The 13,602-nt window shown below is 74.2% G+C and carries 13 protein-coding genes; 9 read left to right on the top strand and 4 right to left on the bottom strand.

The genetic code is table 11. From position 1 onward, the window contains the following. Positions 1–37: 37 nt before the first annotated feature. Positions 38–670: a TetR/AcrR family transcriptional regulator gene (locus AB0H64_RS35605; protein WP_357633603.1), complete on the bottom strand. Its 633-nt coding sequence runs from the start codon at positions 668–670 to the stop codon at positions 38–40. Positions 671–759: 89 nt separating this feature from the next. Here AB0H64_RS35605 and AB0H64_RS35600 point away from each other — a divergent pair, with 89 nt between their 5' ends. Then, positions 760–1,467 carry an SDR family oxidoreductase gene (locus AB0H64_RS35600; protein WP_357633600.1) on the top strand — a complete coding sequence of 236 codons (708 nt, stop codon included), beginning with the start codon at positions 760–762 and terminating at the stop codon, positions 1,465–1,467. A gap of 21 nt (positions 1,468–1,488) precedes the next feature. Here the strand turns inward: AB0H64_RS35600 and AB0H64_RS35595 are convergent, their stop codons facing one another. Continuing rightward, positions 1,489–2,145, bottom strand: a complete 657-nt coding sequence (locus AB0H64_RS35595) for a helix-turn-helix domain-containing protein (protein ID WP_357633599.1) — start codon at positions 2,143–2,145, stop codon at positions 1,489–1,491. Positions 2,146–2,286: 141 nt separating this feature from the next. Here AB0H64_RS35595 and folE point away from each other — a divergent pair, with 141 nt between their 5' ends. Continuing rightward, complete coding sequence (folE, locus tag AB0H64_RS35590; RefSeq protein WP_357633596.1) at positions 2,287–2,928, top strand: GTP cyclohydrolase I; 642 nt, start codon at positions 2,287–2,289, stop codon at positions 2,926–2,928. Positions 2,929–3,005: 77 nt separating this feature from the next. Here the strand turns inward: folE and AB0H64_RS35585 are convergent, their stop codons facing one another. Next, the gene (locus AB0H64_RS35585) at positions 3,006–3,404 is read right to left on the bottom strand and encodes a helix-turn-helix domain-containing protein (protein ID WP_357633594.1); all 399 of its coding nucleotides are present in this window, start codon (positions 3,402–3,404) and stop codon (positions 3,006–3,008) included. Positions 3,405–3,477: 73 nt separating this feature from the next. On the opposite strand from AB0H64_RS35585, the gene AB0H64_RS35580 reads away from it, so the two are divergent. Genes AB0H64_RS35580 through AB0H64_RS35570 form a run of 3 tightly spaced genes read left to right on the top strand, consistent with a single transcriptional unit; the run spans position 3,478 to position 5,922 of the window. Continuing rightward, positions 3,478–4,266, top strand: coding sequence for an alpha/beta hydrolase (locus AB0H64_RS35580; RefSeq protein ID WP_357633591.1), 789 nt, complete (start codon positions 3,478–3,480; stop codon positions 4,264–4,266). 45 nt (positions 4,267–4,311) lie between these two features. Then, positions 4,312–5,133, top strand: a complete 822-nt coding sequence (locus AB0H64_RS35575) for a MerR family transcriptional regulator (RefSeq protein WP_357633589.1) — start codon at positions 4,312–4,314, stop codon at positions 5,131–5,133. A gap of 33 nt (positions 5,134–5,166) precedes the next feature. After that, on the top strand, positions 5,167–5,922 hold the full coding sequence (locus AB0H64_RS35570; protein ID WP_357633586.1) for a nucleotidyltransferase domain-containing protein: 756 nt from the start codon (positions 5,167–5,169) through the stop codon (positions 5,920–5,922). A 21-nt stretch (positions 5,923–5,943) separates the two neighbouring features. On the opposite strand, the gene AB0H64_RS35565 is transcribed toward AB0H64_RS35570, so the two are convergent. Beyond that, on the bottom strand, positions 5,944–7,320 hold the full coding sequence (locus tag AB0H64_RS35565) for a pyridoxal-dependent decarboxylase (protein WP_357633583.1): 1,377 nt from the start codon (positions 7,318–7,320) through the stop codon (positions 5,944–5,946). Positions 7,321–7,453: 133 nt separating this feature from the next. Here AB0H64_RS35565 and AB0H64_RS35560 point away from each other — a divergent pair, with 133 nt between their 5' ends. The 4 genes from AB0H64_RS35560 (at position 7,454) to AB0H64_RS35545 (ending at position 13,598) form a co-directional block, all read left to right on the top strand. After that, positions 7,454–8,881: a PLP-dependent aminotransferase family protein gene (locus tag AB0H64_RS35560; protein WP_357633580.1), complete on the top strand. Its 1,428-nt coding sequence runs from the start codon at positions 7,454–7,456 to the stop codon at positions 8,879–8,881. A gap of 162 nt (positions 8,882–9,043) precedes the next feature. Beyond that, complete coding sequence (locus AB0H64_RS35555; RefSeq protein WP_357633577.1) at positions 9,044–11,857, top strand: LuxR C-terminal-related transcriptional regulator; 2,814 nt, start codon at positions 9,044–9,046, stop codon at positions 11,855–11,857. Positions 11,858–12,042: 185 nt separating this feature from the next. Then, complete coding sequence (locus AB0H64_RS35550) at positions 12,043–12,873, top strand: alpha/beta hydrolase (protein ID WP_357633696.1); 831 nt, start codon at positions 12,043–12,045, stop codon at positions 12,871–12,873. Between the two features lie 62 nt (positions 12,874–12,935). Next, entirely contained in the window at positions 12,936–13,598 is a 663-nt protein-coding gene (locus tag AB0H64_RS35545) for a DUF6461 domain-containing protein (protein ID WP_357633575.1), read from the top strand. The last annotated feature ends 4 nt before the right edge of the window (positions 13,599–13,602 follow it).

The raw sequence follows: 13,602 nt of genomic DNA, 5'->3' as shown, positions 1-13,602 counted from the left end.
CGGCCGCTCCACTCCGTGACACGGCGGAGCAGGCCGGTCACGCGGGCAGGCCGGCGGCGTCCAGCAGGACGCTCGCCGTCGCGACGGCGAGGCCGTCGAGGCCGCACGCCTGCACGACCGCCCGCGCGCTCGACCCGTCGAACACGATGGTCAGCTGCCGGGCCAGCAAGGCGGGATTCTCGGCTCCGCCGCGCTCGGCCTCCTGCTGGAAGAACGCGGTCAGCGCGTCCTTGCCCCGGCGGGCCACCACGCTGGCCGGGTGCTCGGGCGACTTGACCTCCACCGCCGCCGCCACGAGCGGGCAGCCGCGGAAGTCCGGTGCCGCCGCGGCCTCCTCCAGGCGTTCGAACACGTGCATGATCCGCGCGCGCGGCGGCCGGCCGTCGCCGGCGGGGGGCAGCAGATAGGCCTCGTAGGCGGGCGCGGCGCGCTCCAGGCTCGCCGCCACCACCTCGTCCTTGCTGGCGAACAGCTGGTACATCGAGCGCTTGGACACCCCCGCCGTACGGCACAACGCCTCGATGCCCACGCCGACGCCCTCCCGGTAGAAGAGCTCCGCCGCGGCGTCGAGCAGACGATCACGGGTGGAGGCGCGCGTCGATGCGCGAGTTTCCGGCGTGGTCGCAGCCGGGGACGGCGTGGTGGTCGGGGCCGGCGTCGCGTCGGTCATAGGTCAAGGCTACATCCCGGCTTGCCTATCGGAAACCGAACGGTTTACAGTGCGAGGAAACCGATCGGTTTCCAAGCGAGGAGTACACCATGACCAGCATCAAGGGCTCAGTGGCCATCGTCACCGGCGGCAGCCGCGGCATCGGCAAGGCACTGGTGGAGACGCTCTACCAGCGCGGCGCCGCGAAGGTCTACGCGACGGCCCGCGACCCCCGCACCGTCACCCACCCGGACGCGGTCCCGCTGGCCCTGGAGGTCACCGACCCCGCCGCCGTGGACGCGGTCGCCGCCCAGACTCCGGACGTGAACATCCTGATCAACAACGCCGGGATCTCGTCCGGGGCCTCGTTCCTCGACTCCCCCGTCGACGACGTCCGCCGCGAGTTCGAGGTCAACTTCTACGGGCCGCTGCTCGCCGCCCGCGCCTTCGTCCCGGTCCTCGAGCGCAACGGCGGGGGCCACATCCTCAACATCCACTCGGCGCTGTCCTGGATCACGAGTCCCGGGGTGGAGGCCTACAGCGCGTCCAAGTCCGCGCTGTGGTCGCAGACCAACGCGCTGCGCCTGGCGCTGCGGCCCCGCGGCATCAACGTCAGCGGGCTGCACGTCGGCTATGTCGACACCGACATGACCGCCGGCATCGACGCTCCCAAGGCCACCGTGCAGAGCGTCGCGGAGCAGGCGCTGGACGGCATCGAGGCCGACGCCCCCGAGATCCTCGCCGACGACCTGAGCCGCCAGGTCAAGGCGGGCCTCTCCGCCGACCTCGCCGTCCTGTACTCCCAGCTCAACGGCTGAGAGCAGCGGGCGGCCCCGGGGTCAGGCGGCCGGCTCCAAGAGCACGCAGCAGTTGTCCGGGCAGGGCCGCAGCCGGGCGGTGAACTGCCCGGTCGCGCCGAGGCCGTCGAGGTAGCCCTGGGCCAGCGCGGCGTTGACCGAGCAGACCAGGTCCGTGTTCACCGCGCGCATCCGCTGGAACGGGCAGTTGGTCAGCAGCACGGTGCCGCCGTCGGCGGCGGGCTCGTAGCCGAGGCCGCGGAGCAGCGGCCACAGGCCGTCGGGGGCGGGATGCCCGGCGGCCAGCTCACGGCCGCGCCGGACCGCCACCCGGGTGGCCGCCTGGGCGAAGGGTTCGGGCGGCCGGTGTTCCTGCGCCGCCTGCAGCAGGATCTCGGCGAGCAGCTCGTAACGGCGCGGCGGCACGGAGGCGCTCAGCTCGCGCGCGGTGGCCCGGTAGCGCTGGGCGGGGCGGCCCCGGCGGCCGGTACCGGCCGCCTCGGCGACCACCTCGACGAGGCCGGTCTGTTCGAGCTTGTCCAGGTGGAAGGCCACCAGGGTCCGCCCCATGTCCAGGGCCTGGCAGATCTCCTGCCGGGTGCACGCATGGGCGGCGCCGGCCAGGAACGCGTAGATGCGCGCCCGCTGCGGCTCGGACAGCAGGCCCAGCGCTTCGAGATCTCCCGGCATGGCCCCCATGAGATCCACCGTAGCCGACCGGAGCATTTTTGCCAATGATGGTTGACTAAAATAGAGCCGGACGGAATATTGAGCATGAGCGTTGGCGAAAATGCCGGCGCACCGGACCTCCCACCGTCCGAGCAGAGCAAGGAGAGAGCCATGACCGTGCTGGCCTGGGACGGCAGCGACACCACGACCGAGCGATCCCCCCTGGACCACCCCACCGGGGACGCACCGGAGGTCGACCTCCTGGCGGCGCAGCGGGCGGTCGGCGACCTGCTGCGCGCCATGGGCCGCGACCCGCACTCGCCCCATCTGCGCGACACCCCGCGGCGCGTGGCCACCGCCTTCGCCGAGATGCTCACCCCGGCTCCGTTCACGCTGACGACGTTCCCCAACGACGAGCACTACGACGAGCTGGTGCTCGTCACGCGGATCCCCTTCTCCTCCCTGTGCGAGCATCACCTGCTGCCCTTCTCCGGCCTGGCCCATGTCGGCTACCTGCCCGGCGACCGCATCGTCGGCCTGTCCAAGCTCGCCCGCGTGGTCCAGCACTTCTCCGGCGACCTGCAGGTCCAGGAGCGCCTCACCGTCCAGATCGCCGACTTCCTCGACCAGAGCCTGCGGCCCAAGGGCGTCGGCGTGATCCTCGAAGCGGAGCACCTGTGCATGTCCCTGCGGGGCGTCCAGGCCGTCGGCTCGCGCACCGTCACCTCTCGCCTGGTGGGGACCCTGCGTGACGATCCCCGCTCGCGCCAGGAGTTCATGGCCCTGACCGGGGCGAGGACGCCGGGCGACTGACGGGGCACCCGCGTTCGAGCGGCAGTGGCGGGCGCGACTCCGCCCCAGGTTCACCGGGGCCGTTCCCCGGAGGGTCGTCAGCGGCGGCTGTCGTAGGCGTGACGCGCCGCGGTGATGACCGGCCCGGCGTGGCGGGCCCAGGTCGCCAGCGCCTCCAGGGGGGCGCGAATCTCCTCGGCCAGGGACGTGGTGGCGTACTCCACGCGCGGCGGGGCGTCGGGATAGACGGTGCGGGTGACGAGTCCGTTGCGTTCCAGGTTGCGCAGGCTCACGGTCAGCATCCGGCGGCTGATGCCCTCGATCGCCCGCTCCAACTGGGTGAACCGGCGCGGTCCCTCGCCGAGCTCGACCAGCACCTGGGCACTCCACTTGTCCCCGATCAGGGCCAGGACCTCGGGCAGCGGGCACTCCTCGGGCGGGGGCGCGCCGGTGGGCGTCGTGAGCTGGTGTGTTACCGCGGTGTTCCGTTGCGACAAGAAAGTGCCTCCTTCCGGACCGTTCGATCATGCTCCAGGATGAAGCCCGTTACAACTCGTAACGATCCTGCTCATGAACCACGGAAAGGGGCAGCAGGTGCCCATCGCCCGCAGCAACGGTTTCAAGATCTCGTACGGGGTGACCGGGGACGGCCCGCCGGTCGTGCTGCACCCGGGCATGTTCCAGGACGGCGGGCACTGGGCCCACAGCGGCTACACCCAGGTCCTGGCCGCCACCCACACGGTGATCGCCATCGACCCGCTGGGGCTGGGAGCGAGCGACGCCCCGCGCGAGATCGGCGCCTACGCCCTGCGGCGCCGGGTCGAGCACGTCACCGCCGTGCTCGACGACGTCGGCGCCGGCCGGGCCGCGTTCTGGGGGTACTCGCTGGGGGCCATGACCGGCTACGCCGTCGCCGCGCACGCCCCCGAGCGCCTGACGTGCCTGGTCGCCGGCGCCTACGATCCCGTCGGCGGCTTCCGCTCCGCGGTGGACCAGGCCATCCGGCAGCTCGGCCTGCCCGCCGACGTCGACGCGTACGAGATCGTCAAGCAGGGGGCTCGCACCGACCCCTACCAGGCCGCGCTGATCGACGCCGGGGACCTCGGCGCCTTCCGCGCCAACTACGACGCCTTCTCCCGCGAGCCCGGTCTGGCCGCCGAGCTGGCGGCCTCCGGGGTGCCGACCCTGATGTACGCGGGGACGGCCGACCCCTGGCACGAGCCGATGCGCATGTTCGCCGAACGCGCGGGCGCGGGCTTCTTCTCCCTGCCGGACGCCGACCACAAGGGCGGCTGGGACAGGTCCGCCGACGTGCTCGCCCGGGTGCTGCCGTTCCTCGCCGGAGACGTCCGCCGCTGACCGGCCGGAACCCCCGGCCGGCGGGAGGTGCGCGATACTGAGCCGGTGACCACCGACGCCCAGCGGCAGGAATGGGCCGGCCCAGACGGCCTCACCGTCGGCCGGACGGCCGCGCTCGTCGGCGTCAGCGTGAAGACCCTGCACCACTGGGACACCATCGGCCTCGTGTGCCCGAGCGGACGCACCTGGGCGGGATACCGGGTGTACTCGGACGACGACGTCGCCCGGATCCACCGGGTCCTGGTCTACCGGGAGCTCGGGTTCCCCCTCGCCGAGATCGGCCGGATCCTCGACGACCCGGAGGCCGACGCGCGCGAGCACCTGCGCCGGCAACGGTCACAGCTCGTGGAGCGCATCTCCCGCCTGCAGCAGATGCTCGGCGCGGTCGATCGCATGATCGAGGCGTCGGACACCGGGATACGGCTGACGCCGCGGCAGCAGGCCGAGATCTTCGGCGACGACTGGCAGCCCGGCTGGGCCGAGGAGGCCGGGGCCCGTTGGGGCGACACCGCGCAGTGGGCGCAGTACGCCGAGCGGGCCGCCACGATGACGCCGGACGACTGGAGGGAGGTCGTGGCCTCGGGCAACGCCCTGCACGCCGACCTCGCCGCCGCCGCCCGCGCCGGTGTCGCACCCGGGTCCGGCGAGGCCTACGCCCTCGCGGAGCGGCACCGCGCCTTGATCGCGCGGTACTTCGACTGCACCCACGCGATGCACGTGTGCCTGGGGCGGAGGTACACCGCCGATCCCGGGTTCACCGCGTTCTACGACGCGTTCACGCCCGGCCTGACCGTCTGGCTGCGCGACGTGATCTTCGCCAACGCCGAGGCCCACGGCGTCGACCCCGAGTCGGCCACCTGGGAGTGACACCCGTCGTCCCCTTGCCACGATCGGATTCCCATGACCGATGACACGTTTCTCGACCACGTCGCGGACCGGCTCGCCGCCCTGCCCGCCGTCCGCGCCGTGTCTCTCGGCGGCTCGCGCGCCGAAGGCACCCACACCCCCGACAGCGACTGGGACCTGGCCGTCTACTACCGGGGCGGGTTCGACCCGGCCGGCCTGCGCGCCGTCGGCTGGGAGGGCGAGGTCTCCGAGATCGGCGGCTGGGGCGGCGGCGTCTTCAACGGCGGCGCCTGGCTCACGATCGAGGGCCGGCGCGTCGACGTCCACTACCGTGACCTCGACGTCGTCGAGCGCGAACTCGCCGAGGCCCGGCGGGGCCGCTTCCACTGGGAGCCGCTGATGTTCCACCTCGCGGGCATCCCCAGCTACCTGGTGGCCGCCGAACTCGCCGTCAACCGGGTCCTGCGCGGCACGCTGCCGCGCCCGGACTATCCGCGGGCGCTGCGCGCGGCCGCGCCGCCGGTGTGGCGGGGCCGGGCGGCCATGACCCTCCGGTACGCCGGAGCCGCGTACGCGCCGCGTGGCCAGGTCACCGAGGTGGCGGGCGCGCTGGCCACCGCCGCCATGCAGGAGGCCCACGCGGTGCTGGCTGAGCGCGGCGAGTGGGTCACCAACGAGAAGCGGCTCCTGCTGAGGGCCGGTCTGCGCGGCGTCGACGCGATCGTGGCCGGGCTGCGACCGGAGCCCGAAGCCCTCACGCGGGCGGTCGCCGAGGCGGAGGCCTTGTTCGCGGCCGCCGCCCGGCGATGACCGGGGGCCGCGCGCCCGGTCTCAGCGCAGCGCCTGCTGCAACGCGGTGACGATCCGGCGCACGTCGGCGTCCGTCGTGCGCCAGTTGCTGAACGCGGCCCGCAGCGCCGGCACCCCGTCGTACACCGTGGGCGTGACGAAGACGTCGCGCGCCAGCCGTCCGGCCAGGTCCGCGAGCCGCTCGGCGGTGGGGTCGGCGGCCAGGGTGAAGCAGACGACGTTCAGCCGGACGGGCGCCAGCAGGCGCAGGCCGGGCAGGTCGCCGACGGCCTCGCCGAGCGCGCGGGCGCAGGCCACGCAGCGCTCGACGATCTCCCGATGGCCGTCCCTCCCGTAGGCGTTGAGCGTGAACCAGGCGGCCAGGGCGCGCAGGCGGTGGGAGTTCTCCGGGGTGAGGTGGACCGTGTCCGGCTCGTCGCCGAGCGGCCCCAGGTAGGCCGCCGCGTTCTGGAACACGGCCGCCTGCAGGTCGCGGCGGCGGGTGAACTGCACGGCGCTGTCGTAGGGGACGTTCAGCCACTTGTGCAGGTCCACGCAGACGGAGTCGGCCAGGTCCAGCCCGTCCACCAGGTGCGCGTGCTCCGGCGACAGGGCGGCGAAGCCCCCGAAGGCGGCGTCCACGTGCAGCCAGAAGCCGTAGCGCTCACGGAGCGCGGCGAGGGCGCGCAGGTCGTCGAAGTCGACGGTGTTGACGGTCCCGGCGTTGGCGACCACGACGCACGGCCCGTCGCTCTCCCGCAGCGCCTCCTCCAGCGCGGCCGGGTCCACCGCCTCCCGGCCGGGCAGCACCGGCACCCGCACCAGCGCCCGCCGGCCCAGCCCCAGGATGGACAGCCCCTTGGCGACGCTGGAGTGCGGGCTGCCGGACAGCACCCGCACCGGCCCCAGGGCGGCCGCCCCCTCCTCGGCGGGTGAGACGCCGCGCCGCTCCCCCAGCCACTCACGGGCGATGGCCAGGCCGACGGCGTTCGACATGGTGGCGCCGCTGACGAACGTGCCGTGGTGCGCGCCGGACAGCCCGAACAGCTCTCGCAGCCAGCCGAGCGTCTCACGTTCGAGAGCCTGGCCGGTGTCGTCCAGGGAGGAGTTGGCGTTCTGGTCCCAGGTGGCGGTCAGCCAGTCGCCGGCCAGCGCCGCGGGGGTCACGCCGCCCGTCACGAACCCGAGGTAGCGCGGGCCCGCGCTGCTCGACAGGCCGGGCTCCCAGCGGCGGGCGAACTCCTCCAGCGCCGCCCGCGTCCCCGCCCCGCGGGCCGGCAGCTTCACCGCGCCGGGAGCGGGTGCCGCGGGGACGACCTCCCGCTCGTCGAGGGCGCCCAGCAGCGCCTCGGCGTGCCGCCGGACGCGCTCCAGCAGGGCGGGCAGCTCGTCCCGGTCGGCGGCAAGTCCCGTGAACACGTCGATCTCCGTTCTGTCCCAGTACGTCTTTCTGCCCGCGCGTCGTACGCGGTCGCCGTGCGGACAGGCACGACGGTACGCCGGGGGCGACGGCGAGCGCCTGGTCCAATACCGGCAAACTGGACCAGTGCGAATGAGTGACGAGCAGCTGGTACGCGCCCTGGGCCCCTGGCGGCGGCCGGACGCCACGCTCAGCGGCGCGCTGGCGAGCGCGCTGCGGGACGCGGTGCTCGACGGCCGGGTACGGCCGGGAGGCGAGCTGCCCGCCGAACGCCGGCTCGCCACCGCCCTCGGCGTGAGCCGGGGCACCGTGACGGCCGCGCTGGAACGACTGCGTGAGGGCGGCTGGGTCGGCACGCGGCACGGCAGCGCCAGCACCATGCGGCTGCCCGCCTCCGCCGTGGAGCGCATCGCGCCACTGTCCGCGACGGGCGAGACCGGCTCCGGCGTCGATCTGCGCCGAGCCGTGCCCGCCGCGCCGCGGGAGGCGTACCTGGCAGCGACCCGGCGAGCGCTCGACCGGGCAGCCCCGACCCTCGCCGGACACGGCGAACCAGGCCCGGGCCTGCCCGAACTGCGCGCCCTGATCGCCGAGCGGTACACCCGCGAGGGGCTGGCCACCCGGCCCGAGCAGGTGCTCGTCACCAGCGGCGCACGCGCCGCGCTCACCCTGCTCGCCGCGCACCTGCGGCCCAGGGTGGCCGCCGTGGAGGTGCCCACGTACTTCGACGCGCTCACCGTGCTACGCGGCGCCGGGGCGCGGCTGGCCGGTTGCCGGGTCACCACCGGCGGCTGGGACCTCGACCAGCTCGAAGCGGCCTTCACCGCCGCGCGTGGCGGCCTGGCCTATCTGGTGCCCGACTTCCAGAATCCGACCGGCGCGCTCATGCCCCCTGAGGTCCGGCTGGCGGTGGCCGAGCTGGCCACGCGCCACCGGGTGACGGTCATCGCCGACGAGACCATGCGCGACCTGGACCTGCGCCACCCGGACCTTGGCGTCCCCGGCACGTGCGACGCGGACCTGCGCGGCCCGGACCTTCGCGGTCCCGGACGCCCCGGTGCGCCACGCATCCGGGGCTCGGTCCTGCTGGGGTCGGCAAGCAAGGCGTTGTGGGGCGGCCTGCGCATCGGCTGGATCCGCGCCTCCACCGCGCTCGTCGGCGAGCTGCTCGGCCACCACCTGTGCGGCCCGCTGACCCCCGCGCCCATGCAGCAGCTGACCGCCGTCGAGCTGCTGGACGACATGGAGCCCGTGCTCGATGCCCGCCGCGCCGAGCTGCGCAGGCAACGTGACCATCTCAGCGGCCTGCTGGCCGGCTCCGACCGATGGTCGTTCGCGGTGCCGCCCGGCGGGCTCGCCCTGTGGCTCCGCCTCACCTCCGCGCGGGCGGACACCGTCGTCGAACGAGCCCGTGAGCGCGGGGTCGAGCTCGCCCCCGGCCCGCGCTTCGCCGCCGACGCCGGTCTCACCCGTCACCTGCGGGTGCCGTACACGCCTCCGGTGCATGTCCTGGATGAGGTTGCCGGGGTCTTGACCTCAGCGGCCGCCTTTACAATGTAGATTTCGCGTTCAGGAGGCAAGAGACTCGAAGCCGTTCAGCATCGCGATGGGCCCCGCCACGAAATGGTCGCCCGGGGTGGCGGCATCGGCGACATCACCGGTCCCATGCCGGCTTGCATGGCGGGCCTTTATCGGCGGACAGGTCCGCGTAACACTCTGGTCATGTCAGCCGCCTGCCCCGCCACTCCCCCATCCGCCTCTCCGCCACCCGCCTCCCCGCAACCCGCCGCCCTGCGCGGACGCGCCGCGGAGGAGGACGCCGTACGAAGGCTCCTGGGCAGGGCGCGTCACGGTGACGGCGGCGCGCTGGCGTTGCTCGGCCCGCCGGGAATCGGCAAGACCGCCGTGCTGGACCTCGCCGTCACGCTGGCGGACGGCTTCACCGTGCTGCGCGCGTCCGGGATCCGCCAGGAGACGCGGCTGTCGCTGGCCGGCCTGCACGCGCTGCTGAGCCCGGTCGCGGACCTGGTGGAGTCGCGTGTGCTGACCCGGGCGCTCAGGCTGGGGGTGGACGACGGCGGGATGGCGGTGCCGGCCGCGTTCCTGGAGTTCCTGCGCGGGCTGGCCGCGACGGAGCCGGTGCTGGTCCGCGTCGACGACGTGCACCTGCTCGACGAGGCCAGCCTCGGGGTGCTGGGATTCGCGGCCAGGAGGCTCACGGGCGAGCGGATCGCGATGCTGTTCGCGGCACCGTCCGGGGGGCCGTGCGGGGCGCCGTTGGGGAGGTGGGGGGACGCCGGCCTGCCCGACGACGTTCCCGCGCTTGTCCTGGGCCCCCTGGACCGGGCGGCGAGCCGCGCGCTGGCCGACGAGCTGCTGCCCGGCAGGGTCTCGGACGACCTGTTCGCCGGGCTGGACCGGGTCGCCCGCGGCAACCCGCTCGCCCTGCGCGAGCTCGCCGAGTCGCTGACCGCCGACCAGGTGGCGGGCCTGGCCGCGCCGCCCGACGGGGTGCCGGCCGGGGGACGGCTGCACCGCGCTCACGCCGACCGCCTGGTGGACCTGCCGGACGGCACCCGGTTCCTGCTCCTGCTGCTCGCCGCGCACCCGCCGCTCGACACGGCGACGCTGATCCGGGCCGCCGGGCCCGCGGACGCGCCGGCCGTGCTCGCGCCCGCCGAGCGGGCCGGCGTGGTGCGCACCGAAGGCGATCGGTACGTCTTCGCCGACGACCTGCTGCGTGCCGTCACGTACGCCGAAGCGCCTCTCGCCCGAAGGCGGGACGCCCACCGCCTCCTCGCGGACCTGCTCGGCCGGGAGCACGACCGGCTGGCCCGGGCGTGGCACCGCGCCGCCGCGCTCGACGGTCCGCCCGAACGGCTGGCCGCCGAGCTGGCGGCCGCCGCCACCGCCGTCCCGCACCACGGCCACCCCGGAGACCGTCTCGGGAGCCACCCCGGGCCCTCGCTCGCGTTGGAGCGGGCCGCCGAGCTCAGCGGGCAGGTGGAGCGCAGGGCGGAGTGGCTCGCCGCGGCGGCCCACCACGCGTGGACGGCCGGCGAACCGCGGCGGGCCGCGTCTCTGCTGGCCCGGCTGCGCGGCCCCGTCGTGCCGGAGACGTCACACGCCCGGGCCGAGGTGATGCGCGGACGGCTGGAGCTGGTCAGCGGGCAGGCGGGCAGCGCCTGCGGCAAGCTGCTGGCCGCGGCCGCGCACCTGCTGGAAGGCGACCGGGTCGCCGGGGTCAAGACGCTGGTCCACGCCGCGGAGGCGAGCTACCGGGCCGGCGACATCCGGACGTTCCTGGCCATCGCCGAGCAGGCCGCGGTGCTGCGGCGCGCGGACGACTGCCCGGCGGCGCAGCTCATGTTCGAGTACCTGGACGGGATGGCGGCGACGTTCAGCGGCCGGCACGAGGACGCCGCCGCGCCGCTGCGCAGGGTCGTGGAGCTGGCGCCGGCCGTGCGGAGCCCGGCGAAGCTCGCCTGGGCGTGCGTCGCCAGCCTGCTGCTCGGTGAGGACGCCGCGGCGCTCGAACTGTCGAGCCGGGCCGTCGACACGGCCCGGCAGCGCGGCGCGGTCTCCGTCATGCCCCGGCTGCTGGAGTCGATGATCCAGGCGCACTTCTCGCTGGGCCACTACTCCTCCGTCGCCGCCCACGCCGCGGAGGGGCTGCGGCTGGCCCGGGCCGCGGGTCAGCTCAACACCGCCGCCCAGCACCTGGCCTGGCTGGCGCTGACGGCGGCGGTCCAGGGCGACGCGCAGAGCTGCCGCGACCACGCCCACGCCGCCATCGACCTGGCCGACGCCCACGGCCTGGGCATCACCACGACGCTCGGCAACTGGGCGCTGGCCCACCTCGACCTGGCCGCGGGACGCCCCGCCGACGCGGCGGCCAGGCTCCGCGGCCATCGCGGCAACGACCACGTCGTCATCCGCGTCATGGCCAGCCCCCAGTTCGTCGAGGCGGCGGCCCGTACGGGCGACAGGAAGCGGGCGGCGGCCGCGCTGCGGGTCCTGGACCGCTGGGCCGGCAGCACCCGCAGCCCCGACCGGCTCGCACTCGTGGCGCGCTGCCGCGCCCTGCTGGCCGCGCACACCGACGCCGACCAGCTGTTCCAGGAGGCTCTGGAGCTGCACCGGCAGGGTCTGTGCAGGTTCGAGACGGCCCGCACCCAGTTGCTGTACGGCGGAGCCCTGCGCAGGCAGCGCCGGCCCGGCGCGGCCAGGGAGCACCTGCACGGCGCGCTGGAGACGTTCGAGCGGTTCGGCGCGCGGCTGTGGTCGGAGCGGGCGCGTGAGGAGCTGCGCGCCTCCGGCGAGACCGTCACCCCCGCCCCCGTCGCAGGGGCTCCTGAGCAGGTGCTCACCGCGCAGCAGTTGCAGATCGCCCGGCTGGTCGCGGAGGGCGCGACCAACCGGGAGGTCGCCGCGCGGCTGTTCCTCAGCCCGCGCACCATCGACCACCACCTGAGGAACGTCTTCGTCAAGCTGGGGGTGCGCTCCCGCGTCGAGCTCGTACGCCTGCTCGGGTGAGCCCGAGACCGGCGATTCCACCGATGCGGCGTTGACCGGTGGCCCTGACAATGTCGACGGAACGCGGTTACCCCCCAGCGAACGGAGTCCCCGACGTGTCCGTGCTCCTCTCTCTCCCCGCTGTGAGAACCCTCACCAAGCTCACCCTGGCCACGGCCCTCGCCCTGTCAGGCGGCGCCCTCACCATCGCACCGGCCGCCCACTCCGCCGTCCACTCCGCCGCTCAGGCCGCCGGCCCCTACGAGCGCGGGCCCAACCCCACCGACGCCGTCCTCGAAGCGAGCCGCGGCCCGTTCACGACCTCCGAGCAGGCGGTCTCGCCGCTGAGCGTGAGCGGCTTCGGCGGGGGGCGGATCTACTATCCCAACGACACCAGCCAGGGAACGTTCGGCGCGGTCGCCATCTCCCCCGGATACTCCGCCTCGTGGTCCAGCATCTCCTGGCTCGGCCCGCGGATCGCCTCCCACGGGTTCGTGGTGATCGGCATCGACACCATCACCCGCACCGACCAGCCCGCCAGCCGGGGCCGCCAGCTCCTGGCCGCGCTGGACTACCTGGTGCAGGACAGCCCGGCGGCGGTCCGCAGCCGCGTCGACGCCTCCCGGCTCGCCGTCGCGGGCCACTCGATGGGCGGCGGAGGGTCGCTGGAGGCGGCCGAGGACCGTCCGCAGCTCCAGGCGGCGATCCCGCTGGCGCCGTGGAACCTGACCAAGAACTGGTCGGGCGTACGGGTGCCGACCCTGATCATCGGAGCCGAGAACGACTCGGTCGCCCCGGTCGCGACCCACTCCCAGCCGTTCTACGAGAGCATCCCGGCCGCGTCGGAGAAGGCGTACCTGGAGCTCAACGGCGCCAGTCACCTGTTCCCGCTGACGGCCAACACCACGACCGGGAAGTACATGGTCGCCTGGCTGAAGCGGTTCGTGGACGACGACACGCGTTATGAGCCGTTCCTCTGCCCGGCGCCCCGGAGCAGCGCCATCGAGGAGTACCGCGACACCTGCCCGCACACCTGACAACCCCGCGCCGCCGCCCCGGTCCCGGCTGACTGTCGGTGCGGCCTGCCAGCATGGCCCGCATGACGGCAACCGATCCCTTGGCCCCGTTCCAGTGGCTCAACGTGTCCGAGGACGACGGCGGCGGCCCGCTGGGCGTGATCTTCAGCGTGGCCTTCTTCCGCGGGCTCGACCCGGCGGAGGTGGTGCGCCGCTTCAGCCGCGGCGAGGACTCCGGCGAGGAGTCGGACTTCGACGGACTCGACGAGAAGTCGTACGAGTTCGTCGACGAGACGGAAGGCGGGGACGGCGGTGGCTACATCGGCGTCTTCCAGGCCGGAGAGTGGTGCGTGGCCATCGAGCCCAACGGCTGGATGGTCACGCTCCACGAGGTGGTGACGGAGCTGTCGCGGGGCTGCGAGGTGCTGGCGGTCACCCGGCACGACTACGCCGCCGAGCACAGTTTCGAGTACGCGATCGACGGCACGATCGTCACCGGCTACCGGCTGCGGCACCCGTACGAGCGTTACGGCTCCGACCCTGACCGGCTCAACGGCTTCATGCGGGAGCTGGGCATGGGGCTGGACGAGCCGGAGGGCGAGGCCGCCTGGCACACCGCCTGGGATGCCAACTGCGGCACCGCCGTGCCCAGAGGCTTCGCCCTGGCGGCCAAGGTGACCGGGGTGCCGTTCACGCCGGGCATGCTCGGCCGCCCGCTGCTCGTGGGGCGCATCGTGGAAGGATGATCCC

This window comes from Nonomuraea sp. NPDC050733, assembly GCF_040654215.1.
Lineage (GTDB): Bacteria > Actinomycetota > Actinomycetes > Streptosporangiales > Streptosporangiaceae > Nonomuraea.
Note: the sequence above shows the minus strand (reverse complement) of the source record. Positions and strands in the feature narration are given on the sequence as shown.

Coding starts and splice junctions, on each gene's coding strand:
- AB0H64_RS35605 (WP_357633603.1), bottom strand. CDS start 670: ATGACCGACGCGACGCCGGCCCCGACCACCACGCCGTCCCCGGCTGCG.
- AB0H64_RS35600 (WP_357633600.1), top strand. CDS start 760: ATGACCAGCATCAAGGGCTCAGTGGCCATCGTCACCGGCGGCAGCCGC.
- AB0H64_RS35595 (WP_357633599.1), bottom strand. CDS start 2,145: ATGGGGGCCATGCCGGGAGATCTCGAAGCGCTGGGCCTGCTGTCCGAG.
- folE (WP_357633596.1), top strand. CDS start 2,287: ATGACCGTGCTGGCCTGGGACGGCAGCGACACCACGACCGAGCGATCC.
- AB0H64_RS35580 (WP_357633591.1), top strand. CDS start 3,478: ATGAACCACGGAAAGGGGCAGCAGGTGCCCATCGCCCGCAGCAACGGT.
- AB0H64_RS35570 (WP_357633586.1), top strand. CDS start 5,167: ATGACCGATGACACGTTTCTCGACCACGTCGCGGACCGGCTCGCCGCC.
- AB0H64_RS35560 (WP_357633580.1), top strand. CDS start 7,454: ATGAGTGACGAGCAGCTGGTACGCGCCCTGGGCCCCTGGCGGCGGCCG.
- AB0H64_RS35555 (WP_357633577.1), top strand. CDS start 9,044: ATGTCAGCCGCCTGCCCCGCCACTCCCCCATCCGCCTCTCCGCCACCC.
- AB0H64_RS35545 (WP_357633575.1), top strand. CDS start 12,936: ATGACGGCAACCGATCCCTTGGCCCCGTTCCAGTGGCTCAACGTGTCC.